Annotated in this window: 16 protein-coding genes, 1 pseudogene and 1 riboswitch; all 17 genes and pseudogenes read right to left on the bottom strand. The window is 64.1% G+C overall.

Going from position 1 to position 18,503, the window contains the following annotated elements:
- Positions 1–68: 68 nt before the first annotated feature.
- Positions 69–410 (bottom strand): beta/gamma crystallin-related protein, encoded by a 342-nt coding sequence (locus QAZ47_RS17510; protein WP_278072916.1) that lies wholly within the window; start codon positions 408–410, stop codon positions 69–71.
- A 279-nt stretch (positions 411–689) separates the two neighbouring features.
- On the bottom strand, positions 690–1,310 hold the full coding sequence (locus tag QAZ47_RS17505; protein WP_278230183.1) for a class I SAM-dependent methyltransferase: 621 nt from the start codon (positions 1,308–1,310) through the stop codon (positions 690–692).
- 145 nt (positions 1,311–1,455) lie between these two features.
- Positions 1,456–2,304: a DUF1194 domain-containing protein gene (locus tag QAZ47_RS17500; protein WP_278230182.1), complete on the bottom strand. Its 849-nt coding sequence runs from the start codon at positions 2,302–2,304 to the stop codon at positions 1,456–1,458.
- An 88-nt stretch (positions 2,305–2,392) separates the two neighbouring features.
- Positions 2,393–4,954, bottom strand: a complete 2,562-nt coding sequence (locus QAZ47_RS17495; RefSeq protein WP_278230181.1) for an FAD-dependent oxidoreductase — start codon at positions 4,952–4,954, stop codon at positions 2,393–2,395.
- A gap of 145 nt (positions 4,955–5,099) precedes the next feature.
- Positions 5,100–5,879 carry a hydroxymethylpyrimidine/phosphomethylpyrimidine kinase gene (locus QAZ47_RS17490; protein WP_278230180.1) on the bottom strand — a complete coding sequence of 260 codons (780 nt, stop codon included), beginning with the start codon at positions 5,877–5,879 and terminating at the stop codon, positions 5,100–5,102.
- Complete coding sequence (locus tag QAZ47_RS17485; protein ID WP_278230179.1) at positions 5,870–6,475, bottom strand: thiamine phosphate synthase; 606 nt, start codon at positions 6,473–6,475, stop codon at positions 5,870–5,872. The genes QAZ47_RS17490 and QAZ47_RS17485 overlap by 10 nt, the downstream gene beginning before the upstream one ends.
- Entirely contained in the window at positions 6,472–7,245 is a 774-nt protein-coding gene (locus QAZ47_RS17480; RefSeq protein WP_278230178.1) for a thiazole synthase, read from the bottom strand. Before QAZ47_RS17480 ends, QAZ47_RS17485 begins: the two co-directional genes overlap by 4 nt.
- 3 nt (positions 7,246–7,248) lie before the next feature.
- On the bottom strand, positions 7,249–7,446 hold the full coding sequence (gene thiS, locus QAZ47_RS17475) for a sulfur carrier protein ThiS (protein WP_278072910.1): 198 nt from the start codon (positions 7,444–7,446) through the stop codon (positions 7,249–7,251).
- On the bottom strand, positions 7,415–8,392 hold the full coding sequence (gene thiO, locus QAZ47_RS17470) for a glycine oxidase ThiO (protein WP_278230176.1): 978 nt from the start codon (positions 8,390–8,392) through the stop codon (positions 7,415–7,417). The genes thiS and thiO overlap by 32 nt, the downstream gene beginning before the upstream one ends.
- Positions 8,393–8,425: 33 nt before the next feature.
- The gene (thiC, locus tag QAZ47_RS17465) at positions 8,426–10,270 is read right to left on the bottom strand and encodes a phosphomethylpyrimidine synthase ThiC (RefSeq protein WP_278230175.1); all 1,845 of its coding nucleotides are present in this window, start codon (positions 10,268–10,270) and stop codon (positions 8,426–8,428) included.
- 104 nt (positions 10,271–10,374) lie between these two features.
- Positions 10,375–10,491, bottom strand: a riboswitch (TPP riboswitch).
- A 92-nt stretch (positions 10,492–10,583) separates the two neighbouring features.
- Positions 10,584–11,339, bottom strand: a pseudogene (locus QAZ47_RS17455) (FkbM family methyltransferase).
- Positions 11,336–12,568, bottom strand: a complete 1,233-nt coding sequence (locus QAZ47_RS17450; RefSeq protein WP_278201984.1) for a hypothetical protein — start codon at positions 12,566–12,568, stop codon at positions 11,336–11,338. Before QAZ47_RS17450 ends, QAZ47_RS17455 begins: the two are co-directional and overlap by 4 nt.
- An 8-nt stretch (positions 12,569–12,576) precedes the next feature.
- Positions 12,577–14,046, bottom strand: a complete 1,470-nt coding sequence (locus QAZ47_RS17445) for an aspartate aminotransferase family protein (RefSeq protein WP_278201983.1) — start codon at positions 14,044–14,046, stop codon at positions 12,577–12,579.
- Between the two features lie 22 nt (positions 14,047–14,068).
- Positions 14,069–15,076, bottom strand: coding sequence for an NAD(P)-dependent oxidoreductase (locus QAZ47_RS17440; protein ID WP_278201982.1), 1,008 nt, complete (start codon positions 15,074–15,076; stop codon positions 14,069–14,071).
- A complete protein-coding gene (locus QAZ47_RS17435; protein ID WP_278201981.1) occupies positions 15,073–15,507 on the bottom strand; it encodes an EamA family transporter in 435 nt (144 codons plus the stop codon). The genes QAZ47_RS17440 and QAZ47_RS17435 overlap by 4 nt, the downstream gene beginning before the upstream one ends.
- A 125-nt stretch (positions 15,508–15,632) precedes the next feature.
- Positions 15,633–16,991 carry an FAD-binding oxidoreductase gene (locus QAZ47_RS17430; RefSeq protein ID WP_278230172.1) on the bottom strand — a complete coding sequence of 453 codons (1,359 nt, stop codon included), beginning with the start codon at positions 16,989–16,991 and terminating at the stop codon, positions 15,633–15,635.
- Positions 16,988–18,427 carry a UbiA family prenyltransferase gene (locus tag QAZ47_RS17425; RefSeq protein ID WP_278201978.1) on the bottom strand — a complete coding sequence of 480 codons (1,440 nt, stop codon included), beginning with the start codon at positions 18,425–18,427 and terminating at the stop codon, positions 16,988–16,990. Before QAZ47_RS17425 ends, QAZ47_RS17430 begins: the two co-directional genes overlap by 4 nt.
- Positions 18,428–18,503 lie beyond the last annotated feature (76 nt).

The following is an 18,503-nucleotide window of genomic DNA, read 5'->3' as shown; positions in this document are numbered from 1 at the left end:
GAGCCCGGAAAACTCCTGAAAAGCCCTGCACGCCTCACCGGTTGCGGTCGCCGCCCGGGCTGTCGGCTTCAATATCGGTCGCAATAGCACTCGGCCGATGAGATGCGGTCGTTCCAGCCGGAACCTCCGAAATTGCGAACCCTGCGGTCGAGCTCGATCGAGCGGCCGCGCATCCCGGAATGCTCGTAGGCGACGAGCGTGCAGCCCGGGCGCACAAGCACCGAGGAGACGCGGTCGTTCCAGAACCCGCCCCCGAAACTGGTGGCGTCATCGGGACCCATTTCGAGCGAGCGTCCGCGGAAGTTCGCATTCTCGAACAGCACGCAGGCGGCCTCGCCGTAGAATTGAGCGCTGGCGCTGCCGGCGCAAAGCAGAGACGCAAACACGGTCGGAATGAGCAGGCGTTTCATTGTCGTTCTTCCTCGTTCAGTGACTTCGAGCGATGCCGCCGGCCCCAGGAGCACTTTGCCATCGTGCCGCGCGCGGAGGCAAACTCGCGCCTGATCGTCCAGCCGCCAACCTCGGCCCTGCTATAACGTTCCAGACGGAAAACCGCTGCGCTTCTCCCGGAATTGTTTGGTAGTTGATTTCGGCTCTCGACCCGAACCGGAACTTCGAGCTGACCCCGCTTTGGTGCCGCATGCGGACGTGATACACCGCCTCCATGCGGGCCCAGAACTCTGTGCGCGTCACGCCCGACTCGCCCGAACACTCAGCCACCAATCATCAGGCCTTCCCATGCACCGACGTATCCCGCGGACGACCCAGCCGGCGTCCGTGAGTGCGGACCGCAGGGCAGGTTCGCGCCAGTACGTCTCGACATAGCGGCGGGGCGCGGCACCATGTGTGGATACATCCTCGCCATCGCCGTCTCGAACCGAGGCGTGCAGTCGCCCACCGGTTCGGGTCACCTCGGCAAGCCGTCCAAGGACCTTACCGAAATCCTCGCGCGCGACGTGAATCAGGCAGGCGCAGGCCCAGACGCCGTCATATGGCGTGCTGGGGCGCTGCGGGTCGGCCAGGTCGTCGGTCAGCGGATCCAACAAGTCGGCTTCGAAGCCATTCTCGCAAAGCAGTTCGACGAAACCCTTTGAAATGTCGGTGCGCCGGACGCTGATCCCCCGCTTCTCAAGTTCGAGTGCATCCCGCCCGCCCCCGCTTCCGATCTCCAGCACCCTGCCGGAGCCACCCAGTCCGGTCACGAAGGCATCGATCTCTGTCGCGACCCATCCGGGCATCGCCGCGGCCTCGGCAGCGTACTCCGCCGCAACCGCATCATAGGACCGCACTGTGTCTCGGTCGGTGCTCATCCTAGCGCTCCTCCAAGACAACAGGGGCCGACAAGCGAGAGACCCTCAGCCTGTTGCGCCTTCACACTGCTGCTGCTGGTGACATCGTGGGCGATTTGCTTTCCAGCCATAGCAGAAGTTCGATCTGAAACGCTACGAATTGCTGCTAGCGGTTGTCCAGCATCCAACCGCGGTTGCGCCACATCTTCTCGCCGGCCAAGCAATCGGCGGCCGGCCTGTCGTCGGCCTGCACGACAGGCGGGTGAGCCGCCTCTTCGGCCGCCCATTGCCTCGATGCCGGACCGGCAAGTTCCAGCACCAGCTTGCGGCGGATTGCCTCTGGGAATTGCGTCCAGTCGTTGACCGGAATCATGAAGGCGCCCGGCCCGCCGATAACGCAGTCACTGTAGTAGCGGTCGAGATTGGCGACGTCGAAGGCGCCGCTGAAACCGCCCCTTGTCATCAGCGGCAGTCCATTGATGGTGATGCCTTGCCTCACCACCTCGTCGCGCGCGATGTCGACCGGGGCACCCTGGTTGTTGGGTCCGTCGCCCGAAACATCGATGACGCGCTTGGTGCCCTGAAAGCCGCTTTCGGCGAAAAGGTCGCTGCCGAATTCAAGCGCGCCCGAGATTGAGGTGCGCCGCGCGCTGTCCGGCGGACTGGCATTGAGCTGGGCCACGACCCTCTCTGCATCGGAGCGATTGGCTATCACCGTCCACGGCACGACGACCCGCTGCCATCGGGTGCCGGCCCACTCGACATAGGTGACCGCGATCTTGCCGTGGGCGCCGTCGGCGATGGCCTTGAGCACGTTGTCATGCGTCAGCGCGGCCGCATAGCCGTGGCGCTGGATCTCGAGTTCGGCCGGCGACATGGAGAGCGACACATCGACCGCCAGCACCAACTCGACATCGACCGGTTCGACAGCGGCGGATCGCGCGGTCAGGCCGAGGAGCAGCGCCAGCGCGGCGGCGCCCGAAAGCCAATGCCCTGTTCGGCGGGAAGCGGACATGACGTGACGGTAAGCGATAATTGGGCATGAACAAAGTAAAAAGGCCCGGCGTCGACCGGGCCTTTTGCCTGTTCAGGCGAACATAGGCTCAGCTTCTCGGCTTGAGGTTCTCCGGATCGTAGAGCGGCTTGTAGCCGACGCTTGCGACTTCCACCGGATAGGTCTCGCCGAAATACTCCACCTGCAGCCTGCGGCCTTCCTGGCAGTAGGCCCAGGGCAGGTAGGCGAGCGCGATGTTCTTGCCGATGGTCGGGCCATAGGCGACCGAGGTGGTGAAGGAGCGGCGGCCGAGCTCGTCGACCAGCGTCTCGCCCGTCGCCGGGTCCATCACCGGCATGGTGCCGACCGGGTAGCGCGCGACGCCCTTGGAATCGGTGTTCTCGGTCATCACCAGCGTGCAGAGCATCGCCGGTTGATGCTCGCGGGCGCGATACTCCAGATGTTTGGCCTTGCCGCAGAAGTCGTTCTCCTTGACCTTCGGGCGGGCGAGATCGGCCTCGAGCAGATTGTACTCGGTCAAGAGGTCTGCATTCTGCAGCCGCAGGCTCTTCTCCATGCGGCGCGTGTTGGCGTAGGTCTCGACGCCGAACGGCATGACGCCGGTCGAGCGCAGCGCGTCCCAGACGGCCAGGCCATCCTCGTAGCGCATATGGAGTTCCCAGCCCTGCTCGCCGACATAGGAGATGCGGAAGGCGGTGACATCCATGCCGCCGATCCTGATCGGCTTGATCGCCGCGAAGGGAAAGTTCTCCGGCGTCAGCCCATTCGGGTCCTCGACCACCTTCTGGAGCGTCGTGCGCGCGTTCGGCCCCCAAATGCCGATGGTGACGTATTTCTCGGTCACGTCGGTGACGGTGACATCGAAGCCTTTGTCCTGCGCGGTGCGCTGCATGTAGCGGAAGTCGCGCGGCCCGGCGTCGGCGCCGTCGATCACCCGGCAGCGGTCGGCCATGCGGATCACCGTGAAGTCGGCGCGTACCATGCCTTCCTCGTCGAGGAAATGGGTATAGATGCCCTTGCCGATATTGTTGTCGCCGCCGATCTTGGCCGCGCACAGCCATTCCAGCAGCGCGACGTGGTCCGGCCCTTCGACGTCGTACATCGAGAAATGCGAGAGGTTGACGATGCCGCAATCCTCGCTCATTGCCAGGTGCTCGGCATTGGAGACGCGCCAGAAATGGCGGTTGTCCCATTCGTTCTCGCGTACCGGCACGCGGTTGCCGTATTTCTCGAGCAGATGCTCGTTGGCGGCGTAGCCGTGCGCCCGCTCCCAGCCGCCCAGCTCCATGAAATAGCCGCCGAGCTCCTTCTCACGCTCCCAGAATGGCGAGCGGCGGATGTTGCGGCCCTTGGAGAAGGGTTCGCGCGGATGCACGGCCGGATTGTAGACCTTCATCGCGGTCTCGGTGCAGCGATCCCAGATGAACTGCTCCTTCATCTGGTGCGGGTAGAAGCGCGAATAGTCGATGGCGTGATGGTCGATCGACGTGCGGCCGTCGGTCATCCAGTCGGCGATCAGCTTGCCCATGCCCGGGCCGTCCTTGACCCAGATGGCGACGGCATACCACAGCCCCCTCACCTTCTGGCTTTCGCCCATGGACGGGCCGCCATCGGTGGTCACCTGCAGCAGGCCGTTGAAGGAATGGCCTTCATTGTAACCGAGCTCGCCGAGGATCGGCGTCAGCTCCATGGCGCGCTCCAGCGGCGCCATGATCTGCTCCATATCGAGGTCGCGCTGCGACGGCGACAGCCGCGCCTGGTCCTTTTCCAAGAGGTCGCGCGGATGGCAGAGGCGCGGATTGGTCTCCTCGTAATAGCCCCATTCGATCTGCCCGCCTTCGGCGGTCTTCGGATCGCCGGTGTCGCGCATATAGGCCGAGTTGCCCTGGTCGCGCAGCAGCGGCCAGCCGATCTCCTTGCCGGTGCCGGCGAACTCGTTGTAGGGGCCGAAGAAGGTCAGCGGATGGTCGATCGGCATGACCGGCAGGTCCTCGCCGACCAGTGCCGCGGTGAGCCGCCCCCAGATGCCGGTGCAGACGACAACATAGTCGGCTTCGATCGTCCCGCGCTCGGTCACCACACCCTTGATGCGGCCATTCTCGACGATCAGCTCCTTGGCCGAGGTATTGGCGAAAGCCTGGAGCTTGCCGGAGGCTACGCCTTGATCGACCAGCTTGCCGGCGACCGTTTGCGAGCGCGGGATGACGAGGCCGGCGTCGGGATCCCAGAGGCCGCCCTGCACCAGATGCTCCTCGATCAGCGGGAACTTCTCCTTGATCTCGGCCGGCTCGATCAGGCGCGCGCGGGTGCCGAAAGCCTTGGCGGAAGCGATCTTGCGCTTGATCTCGTCCATGCGGCCATTATCGCCGACGCGGGCGACTTCGAGGCCGCCGATGCGGGCGTAGTGGCCCATCTTCTCGTAGAAATCGATGGAGTAGAGCGTCGTCCAGCAGGACAGGAAGTCGTGGCTGGTCGTGTAGCAGAAGTCGGAGGCATGCGCGGTCGAGCCGATATCGGTCGGGATGCCCGACTTGTCGATGCCGACGATGTCGTCCCAGCCGCGCTCGATCAGGTGATGGGCGACCGACGCGCCGACGATACCGCCAAGACCGACGATGACGACCTTCGCTTTTTTCGGAAACTCTGCCATTGCCCGCGACTCCAAAGTGGTAAAGCGGGCGGACTATAGGGCCGAGCGGTGGGGTGAATGAAGCCTGTTTGCGACATTGGGAAAAGGCCGAGCGACCCTGACAGCCGAACGCGCCTCGTCCGGGGTGTCTCCGGTGAGGATTTCCTTATGCGCCGGGGCCGAATTCGCGCTCGATACCTCGCACAAGCTTCTCGAAGACAAAACGCTTGCCTTCGCGCACGCTGTCCTCGAGCGGTTTTGCGCCGGCCATATGCGCGGCGATCGCGCTTGCCAGCATGCAGCCCGTCCCGCGCATCGATCCGGCGAGCCTGGGCATGTCGAAGTGGATAGGCTCTCGTCCAGAATTCAACAGGATATCCGTTGATTTGGACCCCGTCGCGTGGCCGCCCTTGATGAGCAGCGCCCGCAGCCCTTCCGTAAGCAATCGCCCTCCCTGCCGCAGCGCATCATCGTCGTCCACAGCCAAATCCGAACCGGTCAGGATCGCCAGCTCGATGAGGTTCGGCGTGGCAAGACGGCAGAGCGGCATGAGATCGCGCTTCAAGGCTCCGATCGCACCCGGCTCCAGCAACTGCCTGCCCGACGAGGAAGCCAGCACCGGATCGAGAACTGTCGGTATCCGCGGATTTTCGCGCAGCACGGCGGCAACCGCCGCGATGACGCGTCCCGTTGAAAGCATGCCGATCTTTATCGCCGACACTTTGTTGGCTCTCAGCGCCGCGCGCATCTGATCGGCAACCAGGCCGGGTTGCATATGGTGGATTGCCGTAACGGATTGGTGTGTCTGCACCGTCACCGCGGTGACGGCAACGCAACTGCGCAAGCCGATTGAAGAGATCGTCTCGATATCGCGCGCAATTCCGGCGCCCCCGCTGGAATCCGACCCGCCGACGACGAGCACGTGCGGGTCTCGGTTCAGCGCCATGGGTCGGTCTTTTCGATCCATTCCCTGCTGCGCGCCTCGGGATCCGGGTTCAAGGTTATGTCCGTCACCACCGCGGCGCTGTCGGCGCCGGCCTCGAAAATGCCATCGAGCCGCTCGGGATTGAGGCCGCCGATGGCTACCAGTGGAGTGGGTGCGACGGCGCCCTTCCAGGCGCGAACCCTTTCGAGCCCCTGCGGCGCCCATTTCATCTTCTTCAGGATGGTCGGATAGACGGGACCCAGCGCGACGTAGTCGGGCCTGGCTGCCATGGCCGTCTGCAGTTCGGCATGATCGTGCGTGCTCAGCCCGAGCCTGATGCCGGCCGTCCGTATCGCCGGGAGGTCGGCAGCCTGCAGATCCTCCTGGCCGAGATGGACGAAGTCGCAGCTCTCCTCGATCGCCAGCCGCCAATAATCGTTGACGATGAGCTGGCAATCGTGCCGTGCGCACAAGGTTTTTGCCTTGCGGATTTCCGCACGCAGCCCGCCCTCGTCCATGTTCTTGATGCGGAGCTGCACCAGCCTGACGCCGAGCGGCACCAGGCGCTCGATCCAGGCGGCGCTGTCGACGATCAGGTAGAAGGGATCGAGCTTCATGAGAAAACCGCCCTGCCAATTGTAGGCGTCGATGGCACGGCGACGTCGCGCGGCTCGAGCAGTCCCGAACCATAGGCCTCGCGGCCGGCATCGACCGCCTTGCTGAAAGCGCGCGCCATGCCCACCGGATCGCCAGCCTTGGCGACCGCCGTGTTGAGGAGCACGGCGTCAAAGCCGAGCTCCATGACGGTTGCCGCGTGCGACGGTCGTCCGAGACCTGCATCGACTATCAACGGCACGTCGGGGAAATGCCCGCGCATCGAGCGCAGCGCCATGATGTTGACCGGCCCGAGCGCCGAGCCGATCGGCGCGCACCACGGCATCAGAACCTTGCAGCCTGCCTCCAGCAGCCGCTCGGCGACGACAAGGTCGTCGGTGGTATAGGGGAACACGCTGAATCCGTCCTCGCAAAGGATGCGCGCGGCCTCGACCAGACCGAACACATCGGGCTGCAGCGTGTCGTGGTTGCCGATCACTTCGAGCTTGATCCAGGACGTGCCGAAGACCTCGCGCGCCATCTTCGCGGTCGTCACGGCTTCCTTGACGGAATGGCAGCCGGCGGTGTTGGGCAGCACCCTCACACCGAGCGAGCGGATCAGCGACCAGAATTGCTCGCCGGCCCTGCCGCCGGCCATTTCCCGGCGCAGCGAAACGGTGACCGCCGAGGTGCCCGACGCCTTGACGGCATCGGCAAGGATCGCCGGCGAAGGATATTGGGCGGTGCCCAGCAGCAGGCGCGAGGCCAATTTTGTCCCGAGAAGATCGAACATCGGTTAGCCTCCCTGCATGGGCGACAGGATTTCGATCCGATCGCCTTCGTTCACCCGCAATTCTGCCCGTTCGGCCGCGGGCACGACATCGCCGTTCAGCGCGGTGGCGAGCCAGCCGCCTTCATAGTCGAGCTCCTTCAAAAGAGCGGCGAGCGTCGTCGCCCTGACCTCAAGCGCTTCGCCATTGACGATCAGCTTCATTTTCAGACTCCAGGTCGGCAGATGAATTGAAAAGAAGGCCGGCAGCCTGCTCGGCCATGGCCGGTGAGAGCAGGAAACCGTGCCGGTAGAGGCCGTTGATCGTGATCGCGCCCTCCTTCCGACGCTTCACCCGCGGCAGATTGTCGGGATAGGCGGGGCGCACACCCACTCCTGTCTCGATGATTTCGGCCTCACCGAACGCTGGATGGAGCGCGTAGGCCGCATTGAGGAGCTCCATCAGCGAACGGGCGGTGATCGGCCCGTCATGGTCGCTTTCGATCATGGTCGCGCCGACCATGAAGTGATGATCGGCCCGCGGCACGACATAGATCGGATGACGCGGATGGAGGAGACGAACCGGCCGGGTGAGCGAGACCTCCCGCGTGTGGAGGATCAGCATCTCGCCGCGCACGCCGCGCAAATCGTCTTCGCCCCGCGCGATGCCCGTGCAGTCGATCACCTGATCGAAGCCGGAAAGGGCCACTTCGTCCACCTCGAAAAGGAAGACGACGCCCATCGCACACAGCTTGCTGGCGAGGGCTTCGAGAACCCGACGGGGATCGAGATGAGCTTCGCCGGCGAAGAACAGGCCCTTGCGGAAGCGACCGGCGAGATCGGGTTCGAGGGCGGCGATCGCCTCTTCGTCGACGGACTCGTGATTACGGGTACGGGCCGCAAAGCGGGCAAGCTCGAAGGCGTCGCGCACATGGGCGACGACGAGAGTGCCGGCCCTCGTCACGAGCCCGGGCAGCACCCTTTCCCACCAGTCGGCCGAAATTCTGCCGAGAGTGACAACCGTCTCTTCGGCGCTTTCGCGTTCGCACCAGGGGGCGAGCATGCCGCCGGCGAGCCAGGAGGCATTGCCGCCTATCTGGCTGCGAATTTCGGCAATGGTGACCGACGCACCCCGCGCGGCCAATTCATGGGCGACGGTGAGGCCTGCCACACCGGCGCCTTTGACAAGGACACGGCGCACGGCTCAGTCCGTCCCCTGATCGTCCTGCGCCAAAGCTTGTTCTTCCGCCCCGGGCGTTTCGACCGGCATGTAGAGATCACCGCCCGCGCGGTATTTCTGCGCCATCGCCGCCATCCCCTCCTTCTGCGCTTCGGCGCGAATGTCGTGGGAGATGCGCATGGAGCAGAATTTCGGTCCGCACATCGAGCAGAAATGCGCCACCTTGTGCGCTTCCTTGGGCAAGGTCTCGTCGTGCATCGAGCGCGCGGTTTCGGGATCGAGCGACAGGTTGAACTGGTCTTCCCAGCGGAATTCGAACCGTGCCCGCGAAAGCGCGTCGTCGCGGATCTTCGCCGCGGGATGCCCCTTGGCGAGGTCGGCGGCGTGCGCCGCGATCTTGTAGGTGATGACGCCGGTCTTGACGTCATTGCGATCCGGCAAGCCGAGATGTTCCTTCGGTGTCACGTAGCAGAGCATGGCCGTGCCGAACCAGCCGATCATGGCGGCGCCGATGCCGGACGTGATGTGGTCATAGCCCGGCGCTATGTCCGTGGTCAGCGGTCCCAGGGTGTAGAAAGGCGCCTCGCCGCAGACGGCGAGCTGCTTGTCCATGTTCTGCTTGATCTTGTGCATGGGAACATGGCCGGGGCCTTCGATCATCACCTGGCAGTCCTTTGCCCAGGCGATCTTCGTCAATTCGCCAAGCGTTTCCAGCTCGGCGAATTGGGCTTGGTCATTGGCATCGGCGATCGAGCCGGGACGAAGGCCGTCGCCGAGCGAGAAAGACACGTCATAGGCTCTGGCGATGTCGCATATCTCCGCGAAATGCTCATAGAGGAAGCTTTCACGGTGATGGTGCAGGCACCATTTCGCCATGATCGAGCCGCCCCTGCTGACGATGCCGGTAACCCGGCCGACGGTGAGCGGGATGTAATGCAGCCGCACGCCGGCATGAATGGTGAAGTAGTCGACGCCCTGCTCGGCCTGCTCGATCAGCGTGTCGCGATAGACTTCCCAACTCAGATCCTCGGCGACACCGCCCACCTTCTCCAGCGCCTGGTAGAGCGGCACCGTGCCGATCGGCACCGGCGAGTTGCGCACGATCCATTCGCGGATGTTGTGGATGTTGCGGCCGGTCGACAGGTCCATGACCGTGTCGGCACCCCAGCGGATCGCCCAGACCATCTTTTCGACCTCTTCGGCCATCGAAGAGGTGACGGCGGAATTGCCGATATTGGCGTTGATCTTCACCAGGAAATTGCGGCCGATGATCATCGGCTCGCTCTCGGGATGGTTGATGTTGGCGGGGATGATCGCGCGGCCGCGCGCCACCTCGTCGCGTACGAATTCCGGTGTGACGAAGTCCGGTATCGATGCGCCGAACGCCTCGCCGTCCCGTTGCAGCCCGCTCCGCTTGATCTCGCGGCCGAGGTTTTCGCGGATGGCAACGAATTCCATTTCGGGCGTGATGATCCCGGCGCGCGCATAGGCAAGCTGCGTTACCGCCTTGCCGGCCTTGGCCCGCAGCGGACGGTTGCGGATCGGAAACTCCCGCGTCAGGCGCTCTCCTGTCGCAAATCCATTGTCCTCCGGCCTGACATGGCGGCCGTCATAGGATTCGACATCGCCACGCGCCACGATCCAGTCTTGCCGAAGGCGGGCAAGCCCCCTCTCGATATCGGTTTCGATTGCGGGGTCGGTATAGGGGCCTGACGGATCGTAGACCGTCACCGGCGGTTCACCGGCAGTCGGGTGAACGGCGATCTCGCGCATCGGCACCCTGATCTGCGGGTGGATGGCGCCGGATTTGTGGATCTTCCGCGACGCCGGCAGCGGTCCAGTCGATACGGTGGGGGTCAGGGCATTCATTTGAGGCTCCTTTGCTCGTTGCATTGGAGACCCAGTTCTGTGCCGGAAGGATGAAAAGACGCTTCGGTCTGCCTGCCTGAGACAGGTCTTCGGGCATGAACGCCCGCAAAGCGCTTGCACCGTCCCTACGCCAGTATGAACTGGATCAGGTTCAACGGGTCACTGCGCCGCAAAAGCCAGCAGTATCTCAGCCCCTTGCCGGGACTCCCCTGGTGAATGGCTTAGGTTGAACGGGCCAGCGCCATCTTGTCAAGCGCGTTTGGCCGGCATTGCGGCTCAACGCCATCGTGCATGGAAGCTCGGTAGCGAAAACTCAGGCGAAAGCCCAAATGTCCTCGGCCTGGAAGCCGACCTGATAGCCTGCGGTCTTGAGCTTGATGACGACCTGGCCGATCTCGGCAGCCGGCAGCGCGCCGACCTCGATCTTGATCATGCCGGGGCGATAGCGCTGGAGGTCGAGCTGGTCGAACACCATTCAGTCGGCGCCTTCGCAATCGACCAGGAAAGCGTCGATATGGGTGATGCGATTGCGGTCGAGCAGCGTCTGCAATGTCTCCGACAGCACCTCGATGTCTTTCAGATGCGGCGCGAACTTGTTGAAGTTGGCGTCCGCCTCGCCCCAGGCGTTCTTGCCGGACATCAGATTGGTGTCGGTGACCGAGGAGCAGCCGATGAACTCGATCGGCAGCGTGCCGGCCTCGAGCGCGGCTGCGTCGAAAGTGTGGACGGTGATGGTGCCCTTTGTCCTGGTCACCGCCACCGGCTCGATGACGAAGCGGCTCGTATCCGGATAGTTGGCGCGCAGCCGCTTCTGGTTGTAGGGGATCGGCTCGACCAGCATCGCCCGAGCACCCTTGATACGGTGCAGCCAAGGCGTCACGTCATCGAACAGCGCGCCGTCGCAAGCCCCGACATTGACCATCTGGAACGGTCGTCCGCCGCCGAACCGCGCCTTGAGCGCCGCCTTGGCCAGGAACTTCGTCCCGTGCAGCGCGGGTCCGCGGTCGAGCAGCCCGGCCGGCAATCCGAGCGACAGCAGAACGCGCGCTAGGTTGGAAGCCGAGCTCATGACTTGTCTCCGGCAACTTGCTGCGCCTCGCGGTGCCGGCCTTGCCTCGCCGAGGTCCACAGCGCCATCAGTGGCGCGGCGAGCATCAGGAAGGGCGGCAGAAGATTGGGGAAATAGATGCGCGTGTCGTGGATCGGGAAGACCGTGAACTTGGCGAGCACGCCGAGCACGAGCGCCGCAAGCAGGATGCCGGCGCGGCGGTCGAACCGGAAGCCTGTACGGTCGAGCCCATACCAGCCCGCGAGCGCGAGCACCGAGATCCCGACCCAGCTGTCTACGGTAATGGCGCGCACCACCGAGGCGGCGAAGGCCTTGAGATAGGCGGCCACCGAGAATGGCGGTTCGAAGCTGTCCATATTGTAGTGCTGCTCGATGCTGGAGAACCACAGATGCGGCCACCAGCCGGGATGCTGGGCCCAGTGCGAGATGGCGAAATAGGCGATGAAGGAGGCGGCGAAACCGGCCAGCGCCCCCCACGCCTTCTGCCGGAATGCCACGAGCAGCACGGCGAAGATGGCGAGGAACACAATGTTGTCCGGCCGTGCCATGAACGCCAGGAAAAGCAGGATAGCCGTCGCTGCCTCGTGTTTGCGGACATAGGCAAACAGCCCGCCGAGGAACAGCGCCGAGCAGAGAAGGTCAGGCGTCGAGGCCCGCGCCGCATCGCCGAAATCGGCCATGATCAGGATGGCGCCGGCGACCGGCGCCAGCGCCAGCGCGCCTTCCGCGCGCAGCCAAATGAGCGTGACGGCGCCGAACAAGAGCACCGAGAAGACCTGCACCAGACGCATCGCTTTAACCGGCGCCACGACATGGCTGAGGCTCGACAGGATTTCGGCATAGAGGAACTTGATCCGGTACATGCCGAGCAGCGAGTGGAAGTCGGCGGCATTCTCCGCCATGTGGTTGCGGAAGCCGCCGCCATCGTCGGTCAGCGTCTTGTAGTCGCCGGCCGACACGCCGGCCTTGATCGTGCTGTAGGCATAATCATGCAGCGCCTGCGGATCGGGATAGCGGCCCTCCTCGGCGATCGCCAGATAAGGCAGCATGTCCCAATTGACGTCGGGCATGAACCAGGCCGTCACGGCGGTCAGCAGGATGTAGAGCGAGAAGGTCGCCGCGCCGATCGGGGCTGCCCATCTCGCGTAAGTCCCCTCGCCCCAGGCAAGACCGGCGCCGGTCAGCCGGTCGAGCGGATTGGCGGGAGCGACGGGTGGCCTGGTCAGCATCGTCTGTCTCAGCGGACCTGGCTTTTCACGAAATCCTTCACGATCGCCACGATGCCGCGCGACAGGAGGCTGTCGAAGGCGTCGACGAAGCGGTCGACATGCTCGCGCTGGCAGATCAGCGGCGGCTCGAGCCGAATGACGTTGCGATTATACTCGGTGAAGGCGACGAGCACGTCGTAGTCGCGCAGCAAGAGCGAGCCGACGAAGCCCGAGAGCGAACCCTTCAGCTTGTCGTCGAGCACACTCACCACAGGACGCAGCACCATCGGCAAGGTCTGCGAGAAATCGTGGAACTCGAGCCCGATCATAAGACCCTTGCCGCGCACACCTTTGATGATCTTCGGATATTTCGCCTTCAGCGTCTGCAGCCGCTGCAAAAGGTAGTCGCCGGTCGACGCAGCATTGTCGATCAGCCCTTCGTCATAGAGCACGTTCAGCGCCTCGATCGCGGTGATGCAGGCCTCGCCCATGCCGCCGAAGGTCGCCATGGCGTGGATCATTGCCGTCTTCGGCGTGCCATAGGCTTTCATGTAGACATCGCGCCTGGCGATCATGGCGCCGACCGCGGCCTTGCCGCCGCCGAGCGATTTCGCCAGCGCCGTCACGTCCGGCACGACGCCGTAGTGCTCGAAGGCGTAGAAACGGCCGGAACGGCCGTAACCGCACTGCACCTCGTCGGCCACCCACAGCACGCCATGCTGGTCGCAAAGCGCGCGCAGCTTTCGCCAGTAGTCGGCCGGCGCCTGGATGATGCCGCCGCCGCCCTGGATGGTTTCCAGCACGATGACGCCGATCTCCGGATCGCTTTTGAACAGGCGTTCGACCGCCGCGATATCGGCGAAGGGCACGCGCACGGCATTGTCCGCCACCTTGAACTCGGCGCGGTAGAGCTGGCCGTCGGTGATCGCCAGCACGCCCTTGGTCTTGCCGTGGAAGGAGTTCTCGGCATAGACGACCTTCGGCCGCTTCGGGCCTGCGGCGCGTTCGGCAAGCTTCACCGCCGCTTCCATGGCCTCCGAGCCGGAGGAGCCGAGGAACACCATGTCGAGATCGCCGGGCGAGCACTTGGCGATGTTGTGCGCGAGCGCCGCCGCATATTGCGACATGAAGGCGATGGCGATCTCCTGGCGCTTCTCCTCCTGGAACTTCTTGCGGGCCTCGAGGATGCGCGGATGGTTGTGGCCGAAGGCCAGCGAGCCGAAGCCGCCGAAGAAGTCGAGGATCTTGCGGCCGTTCTGGTCGATGTAGAACATGCCTTCGGCGCGCTCGATCTTGACCTTGTGGAAGCCGAGCAGCTTCATGAAATGCAGCTGGCCCGGGTTGAGGTGGGCCTTGAACAGGTCCGTGATGCGGGCGACGTCCATCGCCTTGGCCTGCTCGACGCTGATCAGCTCGGGCTTGGCGACGGTGGCGGGCAGCAGCGCCGGCGCTTCGAGCAGCGCGTGCACGCCGGGTTCCGGCTTGGCAATGACGGTCATCTCGAAATCCCCCTTCGTCGCCTTATTCGGCAGGTACGTGTTCGGTGGCGACGGCGTGGCCGTCCTTCTTGGCGCGGTATTCGCTGTAGGCGGCGATCAGCATGTCCTCGTCGCGATATTGCGGCACCCAGCCGAGCTGACGCTCGGCCTTGGACACGTCGAGCACGCATTCCTCGTCGGCGATCAGATACTGCTCCGGATCCATGATCGGCATGTTCATGAGATCGAGCAGGTCGAGCGTGCGCTTGACCGCCCAGCCCGGCGTCGGCAGCAGGATCGACTTGGAGCCGGCATGCCTGATCAGGTCGCCGAGCAGTTTTCTGACCGGCGGCGGATTGAGCGAGCCCAGATTGTAAGCCTCGTTCGGCACGCCGGCCTTCCAGGCTGCGTGCGCGGCTTCCGCGCAATCGAACACCGAGATGAACTGATAGGGATTCCTGCCTGAGCCGATCATCGGCACCGGCAGGTTCCAGTCGATCAGCTTGAACAGTTTCTCCAGGATGCCGAGACGGCCGGGTCCGATGATCAGGCGCGGCCTGAACAGCGAGATCGACATGCCGCGCCTGCGCCATTCGGCGGCGAGCTCCTCGGTCTTCAGCTTCGACAGGCCATATTCGCCGAGCGGCGCGACCGGATGGTCCTCGGTCATCGGCAGCACCACGGTATGGCCGTAGATCATGTCGGTCGTGTAATGGACCAGCTTCGAGGCGCCGGCCTTGTCCATCGCCTGGATGATGTGCTCTGTGCCGTGGAAATTCACCGGGAAGAAGAAGTCGTGCCGATTGGCGCGCACCTGGATCGGCGACAGCATCTTGGCCGACAGGTTGTAGACCATGTCGCCCGCCTTGAGGCCCACTGCCGCGACCGAAGCCGGATCGGTCACATCGCAAGTGATGAAGCGCACCGAACGATAGTGCGGCAGGTCGCTCTTGACGATGTCGGCAACGACGACGTTCTCGCCGTCCGCAGCAAGCTTGGGAGCAAGATGCCGGCCGACGAAACCGTCGCCGCCGAAAATCACATGTCTCATCGAAGGATCTCGTTTGTGCCGATCTTGTCGGAAGTGATGGAAGCGGTCTGGTTCTCGTGCCCGCGGCCACTTTGAGCGATCAAAATCGTTCCGACGCAAATGCAGGCGATACCGGCGATGCGCCAGCCATTGAGGTCCTCGCGGAAGACGAAATAGGCAAAGACGGCGACCGCGACATAGGCGAGGCTGAGGAACGGATAGGCGAAGCTGAGCTCGACCTTCGACAGCACGTAGAGATGCGAGGCCATCGAGATGACGAAGGTGCAGAGGCCGAGGAAGACCCAGGGGCTGAAGACGATCTGCAGCAGCTTGACGAGCGGATTGATGTTGTCGAAAGAGATCGGCCCCATCGACATCATGCCCTGCTTCAGCATGAGCTGAGCAGCGGCATTGGTCATGACCGTGAAGAGAATGAAGAAGATGTATTTCATTGTTGCCACCCCGCCCTTGGGCGGTCCTACTACAAACCTGCAAATATTTCGTGAAATCACATGTATATTTTTAGTAAAAACCCGGATATGAACGCTTCATTTACCAAGATTTACTCAAATTCGACCTATTCTGCGGCCACCACGGCCTCTCGCCGAGCCTCCAGTTTTTTCGCTGTGCGCGCCCAGAAATCCGACAGGAAGGCCGGGTCGCGAAGCGCCTCCAGCCGTTGCCATTCCGGGAAGGACGCCGCGAAGGTTTCGGGCCTCATGCGGGCATCCTTATAGGGGTTGACGGCGCCACCGGCCTCGATCGTGATGCGGTCGAGTTCGGCTAACAGCCGCAGCGTCCTTTCGCCCCTGTTGGGGAAATCGAGCGTCAGCGTATAGCCCGGCCGCGGAAACGAGAGCAGCGCCGGCGAACCGACGGCGCCAAACCGCTTCAGCACGGTCAGGAACGAGCCTTGCCCGGCATGCCGCGCCGCTTCAAGCAGTGCCGGCACGGTGCGCCGCGCCATGGCCTCAGGCACCACGCACTGGTGCTGGAAAAGCCCGCGCGGGCCATAGAGCCGATTCCAGTCGCGCACACCGTCGAGCGGAAAGAAGAAGCCCTGGTAACCCGCCTGGCGCGCAGCCGGCGTGCGACCCTTCTTCCATCGATAGGCAGCGTTGAAGGCAGCCAGGAACGGCCGGTTGAGCACGTTGAAGGGCGGCTGCACGGGCACCGAGAGCCGACTGCCTGCGCGCATGGCGGCATGCGAGCCGTGCTCGGCATGGTTGCCGGTGAACAGCAGGCCGCGCCCTCGCCCGTGGCCGCCGGCGAGCTGATCGATCCAGGCAACGGCATATTCATTGGCCTGGTCGGCGGCGTCGGCAAGATCGAAGAATTCGGCGAGATCGCGGAACCGCGTCGTTTTCTCGACGATGTCGAGCGAGGGCACACGCATCAGCCGGATCGACGCCGACAAGATCAGTCCGGTCAGCCCCATGCCGCCGACCGTCGCCCTGAACAGATGGGCGTTGTCGGTCTCGGAGCAGCGATAGGTCCGGCCGTCGGACCGCAGTAAGGTCAAGGATTCGACATGACAGCCGAACGTGCCGCGCCGGTGGTGGTTCTTGCCATGCACATCATTGGCGATGGCGCCGCCAAGGGTGACGAACTGCGTGCCGGGAACCACGGCCGGAAAGAAGCCGTAAGGCGCGGCATGGGCGATGATGTCGCAAAGCAGCACGCCGGCATCGGCCTCGAGCACGCCGGTCTCGGCGTTGAAGCCGCGAATGTGGCCGAGCGGCCGCATGTCGACTACCATGCCGGCGTCGTTCTGGCAGCTGTCGCCATAGGAGCGGCCATTGCCGTAGCCGAGAAGCGAGCCCGGCTTGGCCGTGCCGCTTTTCAACAGCGCGATGGCTTCTTCCGCCGGGATCGCCCGGCGCGCCGGCGGCGTCGCCAGCCCGAAGCTGCCGAAATATTCGCCGCCGGCGCTCACCAGCCCCAGCCTCCTGCGATCAGAAGCACGGCGCCGATGGCCACCACGATCTGGCTACGCCAGTCGCGGATGATGAAGACGACCGGGTCGTCATGCATCTCGTCGCGGCGCGCGAGGATCCAGACGCGCATGGTGAGATAAAGCACGATCGGCGCCAAGGGCCACATTACCCACGGGTGCGGATAAAGCTCCCGCACCGCGACACTGTCCATGTAGAGCGCCAGCACCAGCGCCGAGGAGAAGGCCGAGGCCATGCCCGCCTGGGCGACGATCTCCTGGTCCTCGGTGCGGTAGCCGCGGCCGGCGATGCGCTCGCCGACCGGGATGGCGGTCGTGCGCAATTCGACGAAACGCTTCACCAGCGCCAGCGACAGGAAGAAGAAGATCGAGAAGGCGAGCAGCCAGAAGGAGACATCGACGCCCGTAGCCGCCGCTCCCGCCAGCACGCGAATGGTGTAGAGGCCGGCGAGCGTCAGCACGTCGATCAACAGCATGCGCTTGAAAGACAGCGAATAGGCCGTGGTGACGACCATATAGCCGCCGAGCGCGCCGAGGAACTCGATCGGCAGCAGGCAGCCGGTGGCGATGCCGATCGCGAGCAGCACAAAGACGGCGCCGAGGCCGAACGGGATCGACAGAACACCGCTGGCGAACGGGCGGTTGCGCTTGGTCGGATGCTTACGGTCGAGCGCGAGGTCGAAGAAGTCGTTGACGATGTAGATGGCGGAGGCCACGGCGCTGAACGAAACGAAGGCCAGGAGGCACTGCCAGATCATGCCGATGTTGAAATACTCGTGCGACAGCACCATCGGCACCGCGATCAGTGAATTCTTCAGCCACTGATGCGCCCTCAGCATCTTGACGTAGGTCTTGAGCGTTCGCTTCGGCGCCGGCATCGTCTCGGCGCCGCGCGCCGCCTGCCAGCGCTGCGCGCTGCGGTCCGGCGCCACCACGATGGCGTTGCGCGCGGCATCGAACACATTGAGATCATGGCGGCTGTTGCCGGCATAGTCGAAACCGGCATCGCCATAGGCGGCGACCAGCGAGGCGCGCTTCCTGGCCGAAGTCAAATTGTGCGGTCCGTCGGTCGCCAGCACGCGCTCGAAGATGCCGAGATACGCCGCGATCGCCTCGGCGAATTTGCGCGGCGTGCCCGTCGCCAGCACGATCCTGCGGCCGTCCTCGTGTTCGCCGCGAAGCCGCTCGAGCAATTCAACCCGGTAAGGCAGCGATGCCGGATCGATGTCGATGCGCGCTGCGATTTCCTGCTTGAGCCGCGCCGGACCGCCGGTCAGCCAGAGCGGCAGGACAAAGAGATAGAGCGGATTCTTCTTGAGCAGGATGAACAGGCCTTCCCACAGAAGGTCCGTTGCAATCAGCGTGCCGTCGAGATCGACCGCAAGCGGAATTGCGTTCCCGTCCGACCGCGCGTCCATTGCCCCGCCCTGCTCACCCCGCGCCGCATTTCGGCGCCTACGCGATGGATATAACGGGGCATGACGGAGCGAACGT

This window comes from Mesorhizobium sp. WSM4904 (assembly GCF_029674545.1).
Taxonomy (GTDB): domain Bacteria; phylum Pseudomonadota; class Alphaproteobacteria; order Rhizobiales; family Rhizobiaceae; genus Mesorhizobium.
Note: the sequence above shows the minus strand (reverse complement) of the source record. Positions and strands in the feature narration are given on the sequence as shown.